This is a genomic window from Nocardia sp. NPDC051756, from assembly GCF_040681495.1.
Taxonomy (GTDB): Bacteria; Actinomycetota; Actinomycetes; order Mycobacteriales; family Mycobacteriaceae; genus Nocardia.
The window spans coordinates 25,707-34,441 of the sequence record NZ_JBFAYV010000023.1; the positions used below are offsets into that span (position 1 = coordinate 25,707).

The 8,735-nt window shown below is 68.0% G+C and carries 8 protein-coding genes; 3 read left to right on the forward strand and 5 right to left on the reverse strand.

Features of this window, described 5'->3' with window-relative positions:
* The first annotated feature begins 307 nt into the window (after positions 1-307).
* Entirely contained in the window at positions 308-919 is a 612-nt protein-coding gene (locus tag AB0M22_RS45085; protein ID WP_364740049.1) for a hypothetical protein, read from the forward strand.
* Between the two features lie 344 nt (positions 920-1,263).
* Here AB0M22_RS45085 and AB0M22_RS45090 read toward each other — a convergent pair whose 3' ends face one another.
* From AB0M22_RS45090 to AB0M22_RS45105, 4 genes are all read right to left on the reverse strand, one after another.
* Positions 1,264-3,063: a hypothetical protein gene (locus tag AB0M22_RS45090; RefSeq protein ID WP_364740052.1), complete on the reverse strand. Its 1,800-nt coding sequence runs from the start codon at positions 3,061-3,063 to the stop codon at positions 1,264-1,266.
* A 10-nt stretch (positions 3,064-3,073) separates the two neighbouring features.
* Positions 3,074-3,559 (reverse strand): hypothetical protein, encoded by a 486-nt coding sequence (locus tag AB0M22_RS45095; protein WP_364740055.1) that lies wholly within the window; start codon positions 3,557-3,559, stop codon positions 3,074-3,076.
* A gap of 283 nt (positions 3,560-3,842) precedes the next feature.
* Positions 3,843-5,633: a hypothetical protein gene (locus AB0M22_RS45100; RefSeq protein ID WP_364740058.1), complete on the reverse strand. Its 1,791-nt coding sequence runs from the start codon at positions 5,631-5,633 to the stop codon at positions 3,843-3,845.
* A 190-nt stretch (positions 5,634-5,823) separates the two neighbouring features.
* Positions 5,824-6,294 carry a hypothetical protein gene (locus AB0M22_RS45105; protein WP_364740060.1) on the reverse strand — a complete coding sequence of 157 codons (471 nt, stop codon included), beginning with the start codon at positions 6,292-6,294 and terminating at the stop codon, positions 5,824-5,826.
* Between the two features lie 62 nt (positions 6,295-6,356).
* Between AB0M22_RS45105 and AB0M22_RS45110 the strand changes: the two genes are divergently transcribed.
* Both AB0M22_RS45110 and AB0M22_RS45115 read left to right on the forward strand, forming a co-directional pair.
* Complete coding sequence (locus tag AB0M22_RS45110) at positions 6,357-7,226, forward strand: ParA family protein (RefSeq protein WP_364740068.1); 870 nt, start codon at positions 6,357-6,359, stop codon at positions 7,224-7,226.
* Positions 7,227-7,255: 29 nt separating this feature from the next.
* The gene (locus AB0M22_RS45115; RefSeq protein ID WP_364740063.1) at positions 7,256-7,630 is read left to right on the forward strand and encodes a hypothetical protein; all 375 of its coding nucleotides are present in this window, start codon (positions 7,256-7,258) and stop codon (positions 7,628-7,630) included.
* A 55-nt stretch (positions 7,631-7,685) separates the two neighbouring features.
* Here AB0M22_RS45115 and AB0M22_RS45120 read toward each other — a convergent pair whose 3' ends face one another.
* Positions 7,686-8,426 carry a hypothetical protein gene (locus AB0M22_RS45120; protein ID WP_364740065.1) on the reverse strand — a complete coding sequence of 247 codons (741 nt, stop codon included), beginning with the start codon at positions 8,424-8,426 and terminating at the stop codon, positions 7,686-7,688.
* Positions 8,427-8,735: the final 309 nt, after the last annotated feature.

Genomic DNA, 8,735 nt, shown 5'->3' on the forward strand with positions numbered 1-8,735 from the left:
CCATCACCGACAAATTCGGTGGGCCGCCGCCCGCCCGCGGCAAGGTTCTGGCGATTCGTGCGAGGTGGGGGTTACACCTTTTGCACCCGCGACGAGATCTTCGTACTCACCACACAGCGCACACCCTCAGCCACCACCCCTCACCCGTTCCCGCACCATCTCCCTGCACCCTTCCCCCTCGCGCAATCACCTACTCCCTCCCTCTCTCCTCCCCTCATTTCTCGCCCATTTCCACCGAGCAGACCTCTTGCATCCAGGCGTGGGTCTCCTCGATTTTCGTCCGACGTAAATAAGTACGCTGGTCGGTATGGACGTCAAACGGTGCCCTCGCTGTGGTGATCTGATCGAACCCGCGCAGGGCAGGGGACGTCCGCGGCGGTGGTGTTCGCCAGAGTGCCGGCGGCGCGCGTTCGAGGAGAACCGCGCAGCGGCAAGCAACGGGCGCGTCGTCGAAATCCACGAAGAGGTTCGCGTCGTCGAGCGCAGCCGCCCGCTGTCCCCCGATGGTGCGGTCGAGCGGGTCCTCGGCGACGCGATAGCGATCCAGAAGCTGCTGCGGGTGCTCGCACACCGGATGTATCGCGACCCGGGAATCGCCGATGTCGGGGCGAATGTGGTCCGGCCGTTGCTCCACGACTTGTGGCTGGCCAACCACGGAGTCCGGGCAGATGACCCCGTTCCGGCGCCGGAACTTCCGCCAGAAGCTGCCGGATCGGCGCGCAAGAACCGTGCCGACGCGCACCGCGAGGCCGTCGCCCTGGTGCTCGATTCACCCCGCAGCACACGCGAAGTACTGCACGCGCTCACCGAGCAGGCACGCAACGGGACACTCGCCAACGCCGAGCACGCACCCACCGTCGCCGCCGCCAACGGTCTGCTCAACGCCCTCGTCGCGTCGCGGACACTGCGCCTGCGATAGCTCTCGGCCGGGCCTGCCCCACTTCCCTCCCACCTTTGATCTATCGACTTCCGATTTGGGTTTTCCGTCCTGCCCCGACCCTGGTTTGTAGACCTCCCTCGATCCAGGTACGCAGATGGAGGGAGGTCTACAAACCGGGCGCTTGCGAACGGAGGGGTCGGGGCAGGACGGAAAACCCGCAGCTCCGCGCGATTCCCGCCCCTGGATTAGGCCCTGGTCTAGGCCCTGGATTAGCCCCTGGCCCAGGGGCTGGGCTCAAACCCTGAGCTAATCCAGGGGCTGGTCCAGGGCCTAATCCAGGGGCTAATCCACCCCCACTCGCCAGGCTGGTCGTGAGGATGGAATCAGTGTTCGAAGCCGCGGGGGCGGTCGTGTCCGGGCGGCCGGAGGGTGTTCGGCGGACGCCCCGGCGTCTGGCCCGGAGGCCGTCCCTGCGTGCGACCTGAACCCGGCGGTGGGGTGAGCGGAGACTGCGCCGCAGTACGCGGTGAGCCGAACCCGCTGCGCGCGATGTAGGCACCGCGAGAGCCCTCGATCCGCTTCTCCGTCTCGGTCGGATCGACGCCGTCGACGAATCCGCGGGCGCGTTCCTGCGCCGCCCATACCGGCGACCCCACACCCTTGTCACGTTCGGTGCTCGGATCCACGCCGGCCGCACGCAAGTGGATGACGGTCAGCGCTTTACGCGCCTCGGCCGCCATGGTCGCGGCGGTGTTCGCCCGCTCGGTCGCGGCCAGCATGTCGCGGACCGCGAGCAGGCAGTCGACCATCGCGTACATCAACGCCAGATTCGCTCTCGCCGGATCCGGCGAGAGCGACATCAGCATCCGCGAGACGTGGCGCAGGCCTGAGCCGTGCACGCCCCACGGACGGCGCTGCTCGCCTTGCACGTGGCCGGCGCGGGCCAGCTGCCGCGACAACCGGTCCAATGGTCCCGGCCGCTGCTCGGTCCGCACCGACAACGCCGCGAACATCCCCGAGGACTGCGACGCGGCTTTGGCCCACGCGTCGCGGTCCGCTGCCGGGATCTCGCGCACGTAGCGGCTCCAGCGACCGAGTTCGTCGACTGTCTGCTGCTCGTCCAACGGGGAGGAGATCCGCGAATGGTGCTGCTTGCCTGACGACTTGGTGATGTTGCGCCACTCGGTGAGTGCTTCCTCGCGGGCGTCGGCGCCGCGATCCCACGGTGCCCACTCCCGGATCCGGGGCAGCGTCAGATCCCGGGCGAGATAGCCGCCGCCGTAGGACAGCGACTTCTCGAGCTTGCCGTCGAGGTTGCGCCGCGGCGGCAGCTCGACCTTGTAGCCGGTGACTTCGTCCATCCCGCCGCGCCGGAAATAGGGGCTGATGATGATGCCGGCGGCCTGCACCTCCCGGATCCACTCGGCCTCGCTGCCGCTCGCGACCGCCAGCGCGCGCACCCGCCGACTCAACGCTTCCCGATCCGTTTCCGGTGCGCCGAGGCGCTGCGCGCGGGCCCGCTCGCCTGGCTTCGTCGCCCGTTCGGTGCTGGCCTCCTCGCGGCTGTGCAGCACTTGCAGCCCGTATTTGTGCTCGAGCATGTTCGACGCGGCCTGTGCCCGCGGGTGATCCTGGAACACATCGGCCAGTGATCCATCCGGGCGCACGACGCTCATCGCGATGTGGATGTGGTCCCCGCCGTTGCCGTCGGCGCCGGCGCGGCCGTGGTTGATCGCTGCCCATCGCACATCCGGCACACCGTCCGCGCGTCCGATGAACCCCATCTCCCGCATGAAGTCGTTCGCGATCGCTTCCCATTTCGGGTCGGCGAGATCGCCCTCCTCCGCCTTGAGCGCGAGCGAGCAGTGCCACACATTGGTGTCTTTGGTCGTCGCCTCGAACGCGGCCTTGCGGTCCATTCCCTCGGCGATCATCTTGCGTGCGGCCTTGTAGTTCGTCGCCAGCACCGGCGCACCCTGCAACAGGGTCTGGCGCGGGGAATCCAGCAGCGCCGCAAGCTCGACCGCGCGCGCCAGGTCGATAGGGCCCGCGTACACCGCCATGACCACCGGATCGCCGGCCACCACCCGCTGATCGGTGTGCCGGGACTCGCCGACCCGACCCGGGCCTGCCAGGTAGCGCAACAGCCCGCGCATATCCGAGCCCTTCACGATGTTCGGCATCACGACGGCATCACCCGTCAGGATCGATCCGCGACGCCCACTCCTCGTCGACCACCAGATCCTGGGCCGACACCGACACCGACACCTCGGTCACCGCAGGCGCCAGGCCCATCACCCACCGCGCCGTCGCATCGAGCGCGAGCGCTGCCCGCGTCGCCGCGACCAACGCCGCGACGGTCCCTTCCGCGACCTCGCGGTTCTGGTGGGCGTAGCGCGTGAGCTGGTTCAGGTTGTTCATCGCACCGCGCACCTGGTCATCGAGCTCGAGGAGTCGCTGCACCGCGTGCGCGCGGCCGGCCTCCACCCGATTCGAGTCCGACGCAGACTCGACCAGCAGCCGCGGCACACTCACCCCCGCTGCCTCTGCCTGTGCGGTCAGCTCGGCGTGCTCGGCATCCGAGAGCTTCACGACATGCCGGTGCGGTCGGCCTCCGGCCACGTTGGCCGCGCGCACGCGCTTGGCGTGCGCCCGCCGATTCGGCGACTCCGCTGCCATCGCAGCCTCCTCACAGCCCAGCGCAGCGACCACCCGACGACCGGGTGGGGTGCCCGATAGGGCACCTAAAATCTAGCTCGCTCCAACCAATTTCGTTTCCAGGGTACCTCAAGCAAGATCACGTGCGGCGGCTTCGCCGCGACTACACCTAGAAAGAGCTGGCGACGAGGTCGAGACTGCTGCTGAGTGCCAGCTCGGGGGGCGGCCGGTAGTCTCCCCAGAACGACGTCAGGCCCCGGCGGGTACGAGCCGCCGGGGCCTGACGTCGTTCTACGGGTAGCGGCTACGCGCGCTCGTGCAGTCGCACTACCGGGGCCATGCTGGCAGTACGTTCAGCATCGATCTGCGCGGCCAGTTCGATCCACTTGGTAGTGGTGTCGCGGTGCGGGCCCAGCTTGTCGCGGTAGATGCGGTCCGCGCCCAGGCCGTCGCGGCGGTTGGCGATAAGCACCCGGACCACGTCCTCGACGGAGAACCGTGTCCGGCGCAGCCGGCCGTGCACCTCGGCGCCAAGCGCCCACAGGTCACTGTCGTCTTCGCCGTGCTGCGCGGTTGCCGCCTCTCGTGCGGCGCGCCCGGCCTCAGGCTGCGCGGTTTCGTCCACGGTCTCCGGGTCGGCACGGTGCACGGTTTCGGTTACGGGTGCACGGTGCACGGTCTCTGCCTGCCCGGTCGGCTGCTCGGTGCGCGGAAACTGCTCGCCCCCGGTCGAGACCACGGTCCGTACACGTCCCTCACCGACCCCTACCTGTGTATGGGCGGGTGTGGGTTGCGCGGTCTCCGGACCGCGCGTGGAGGTCGATACGAGGTCCTGCCCTGGCGTTTGCGCGGTGTCGGTGGAAAGGATCGGAGCGTCTGACATGACGAGGTCAAGCTGACCTGCGGCCCCTTGCTCCAGTTCGGAGACAGCGGGCCTCCCGTCATAGTGTGAGCCGCGGCTGTCGGCCTGCACGGTGTGCTGCTCGGTGTGCAGGCCGGGCTGCGCGGTATACGCGGAGTGAGGGGTGGCGACCGAGGCGTGTGCCAGGTGCGCGGCTGTCGGCTGCTCGGTGCGCGGAAGTTGCTCGGTGATCTCCTCGACCGCAGTGGCGAGGTGCACGGTTTCTGGATCGCTGGCGTTTGCGCGGTGCACGGTTTCGCCGAGCTGCACGGTCTGCGCCCCCGGACCGTGCACGGTCTTTTCGGTCAGCTCGGTCCGGTAGCTGGGTGCACGGTGCACGGTCTGCACGGTGTCGATAGCGGGCAGGTGCACGGTGTCGGTGCCGCCCTGGGCGTGGATGCGTTCGGCGATCCGTTTGCGAGCCTTCATGTAGTGGCTGCCTAGACCGTGCAGTGCCAGCAGACTGCCGCCGATCATCACCGGTGCGATGGCGTGCAGCGCGGCGTCGTACCAGTGGCCCTCGCTCAGGTGCGGGTAGGTGTTGAGCCCGAGTGTCAGGACCAGCAGCCCCACTTCGACCATGCGCGTCGCGGCCGGTGGATCGAGATCGGCGAGTTCGCGGGCCTTGGAGACGCCCAGGGCGATGACGATCAGCAGGCCCGAGATCATGGCCTCGATGAGGTAGGAGACCCAGAACAGTGGATCGCCGGTGCCGCCGGGTGCCATGTTCTGCTGCACATTGATCGCGCTCCACAGCATGCCCGCGGCGATGATCGTCGCGCAGGCGATGCGGATGTAGCGGCCGGCGCGGCGTAGCTCGGCCATGTTCGAGACCGGAGTGTCGGCGCGCCGCTGCTCGGCCAGCGCCTTGCGGGCGTCGACCGCGTCGCGAATGTCGGCTTCCCGGATCTCGGCCTGCGCCTTGCGTAGCGACTCCGCGGCCGCCAGCTGCTCGGCCAGCTCGGCGCGTTCGGCCGCCCGCAGCGCTGAGCGCCGCCACTCGGCCAGCTCACGCTCGGCAGCGAGTTCGGCTTCTGAGGGCACTTCGGCCAGCACCTGGGGCGCGTCTCCCCCGAGGAGGGCGAGCCGTTCGCGGGCTGAGTGGAGTTGTTCGGCCAGGGCCTGCACGGAATCGGCTGCGTCCCTGGTGGGTGCGGTGCCCGAGTTGGACGGATTCTTGGTGGGGTTCTTCATCGAAACGAACCTTTCGCGCGTTCGGCGGAAGCGTGGAGTGTGGCACGGAAGTGGGTGCCGTTGCCGCAGACCTGGCACTGCGGGTGGGCGTGTCGGTGTACGGGCGGTCGGGGGCCGAACCGCCGCAGAGCACGGGTCCCTACCCTGCCCATACACGGGTACGGATAGGTAAGGGCAGGTAAGGGCGTGCTCACTTCGTGTCCTCAGGGAGGACGGCACGGGCCCGGTCCATGTCGTGGAACTTCCCTGCGTACTTCTCCTGGTCTTCGATCTTGCGCTTGTACCAGTCGAGAGCGCCCTGCTTACTCATGCCGAGCGCAGTGCCGATTGCGGCCCAGCTCTCGCCGGCCTCTCGCGCGGCACGCATCACGTGCCATCGGCGACCGGTGAGCAGGCCGACCAGGCGACGGTTGGCTTCCAGTGCCTGAACGGCGGTGACGTCGGCGAGGCCTGCGAGCCTGGCGCGCATGTGTGCGGCAACAGTCGCTTTGGCCTGGTCCGTATCGATCTCCTTCAGTGTTTCGCGAGTGAACTCGATGTGATGGAAGGTGGTCCATGTCGCGTGCAGGATCTGTTCATCACCGTCGCGCAGGACGGCGTCGATATCGGTGCCGACGGGGACGTAACCGTCAGCGGTGGTCTCGAAGTACTGATAACCCATGAGGTAAGTTTACTTGACCTTTGGCAAGTCCGCTTGCCACTCGTCAGCATTTCTTGTCGTGTATGGATGCCCATACACGCAACAGAGGTGTGTTTACCTCAGTATGGGCAGGGACTGAGGGTAAGGTCCGGCCCGTGCGCATATACGCGATCGCCAACCAAAAAGGTGGCGTGGGCAAAACAGCCGACACCGTCAATCTGTCGGCGGCGCTGTCCGCGCGGGGTCGCAATGTGCTGGCCCTGGACTGGGATCCGCAGGGACACCTGACCGAGGCGCTCGGCATAGAACCGGCCGAGGACGCGACCTTGGCGAAGGCGCTGCTGGGTAAGTGGAGTGGCGAGCTCGGCGAACTGGTGCGGCGGACCGCCGGGGGTCTGTTCGTGATCCCGACCAGCGACGAGATGTTTCTGCTGGAGACGGACCTGCACGCCCTGCGCATGAGGGAGTGGATCCTGAGCAAGTTCCTCGACAACCTGGTCGGCGTCTTCGACGATGTGGTGATCGATTGCCCGCCGTCGCTGGGCCTGCTCAACGACAACGCGCTGGTCGCGGCGCGGCGGCGCAAAGACGATGAGGGGCCGCAGGGGCGCATCGTGATCCCGGTGCAGGCCGAGGATTCGAGCCTTCGTGCACTGCGGCTGTTCCTGCGCCAGGTCGCCACCCTGCAAGAGGAACTCAAGATCGAACTCGACATCGCCGGTCTGGTCGTCAACATGTACGACGGGCGTAAGGGGCGGATCGCTACGTCGACCCTGGAGGCGTTCGAGAAGCACCCGCTGGATCTGCTGGCGGTGTTCAAGGACAAGAAGGAAGTCCGGGAAGCCTGGCGGCTGCGTACCACGGTGTTCGAACATGCACCGGAGAGCGAGACCACTGAGGGTTTCCGGGCGCTGGTCGGGCGGCTGGATCCCGAGTTGGCGGTGGTGGCGTGAGCTCACGAAATCCCCTACCCGGTCCGGATGTGTCTGGCACCGACCTCGACAGGGTCTTGCGGACCCGGCTCGGCCCTCAGATTCCCGAGAGTCAGACAGACGCCCATACACAGGTAGACAAGGGTGAGGGCCGGGTACGGACAGGTAAGGGCGGCACCCGGCCGGACCCGGAGGGAATGCGCCGCGCCTCGTTCTACATCAGCGCGGCCGCCGCCGAAGCCCTCGAACATGCCACCGACCAGATCATGCAGTTGCTCGGCGACGACACACCCCGCCACGTCGCCCTCTCCGCATTGCTGACCGCCGGCGCCAACCAAGTCGACGCCGTGGCCAAGGAGCTGGCTCAGCAGCGCGCCGCCGAACTCACCGCCCGCCTGGCTGCGCTCCAGACCTCAGCCGAGTAACACACGCCCAAACTCAGGTATGGGGCGTGTATGGGCAAGGTGTGGGTAGGGAAGCTCATACCAGCAGGACCGCGCCGAGCTGGTCGTGCAGGAGTTCGAGCGCAAGAGTGTCGGGGTCGGGCGGGTCGTCGAGACCTGGGTAAGGCGGCTCGGGTGGGCCTGCAGCGAGTTGGGCGGCCCAGATGAGTTCGTTCAGGGTGTGGTCACTGTCCCAAGGCGCGGCCGGGACAGTGGAGGACTCGGTGTCGGTGGTGGGGTCTGTGACCATGCCGAAGCGGATCTCAAGCCAGGTCCGCCACTCGGCCCGCTGTTGTTTGACCTCGCCGAGACGTATGGCCCGCTGGGCGTGCAGGTTGTGGCGGTCGGCGACATCGTCGAGGGAGCGCGGGCCCGGGGCGACGGTGCCGCGCCCGCGCGTGATCAGCCCGTCGCGGGCCAGGGCGGCGAGCACGTCGTGGCCGGTGCTGGAGGCGACGTGGGTAGCCGCGATGACGTCGGCGGCCGCGGTGAGTCCGGTGCGGGTGATGAGTTCGTAGATGGCGCGTTTGTGCAGGCCCAGGACCAGCCAGGCGTCGTGGACCGGCCCGACGCTGATCCGCTCCAGCGGGACCGGGTCGGTGAGTTCATCGAGGTTCTCGGCGCGGCGGGCGGTGACCAGGCTGTACTCGTCAGCGAGGGTGCCCGCGGCGCGACGCGTGCGGAACACGGGGGAACCCGGGATCTCGCGAACCTCAGCCAGGACCGAGGCGACGGTCTCGTGCGCCATCAGGCCGGCGTGCAGGCCGAGTGAGCGCACCCCGACTTCGACACAGGGGGTGCCGTCCGGCGCGATCCTCCCGGCGACGTAGGCGGCGTAGGCGAGGGCTTGCAGTACCGCGAGGACTTGCCAGCGGCGGTTCTGGCCCGGCCAGGTGGCGTGCGTCCAGGCGGTTGCTCGTGCGAGCCAGTCAGCGTGTGGAGTTTCCGCCGTGGCCGGCGGCGAGGCCGCCGATTTTTCGCGACCCCCTGCTAGGGGGGGTGTGCGCTGTTCACGTTCACTGTGTGTAGCGCACCGGAAAAAGTCTCCAAGGTGTGATTGGACCCAGTCGCAGGCATGACTCCAGTC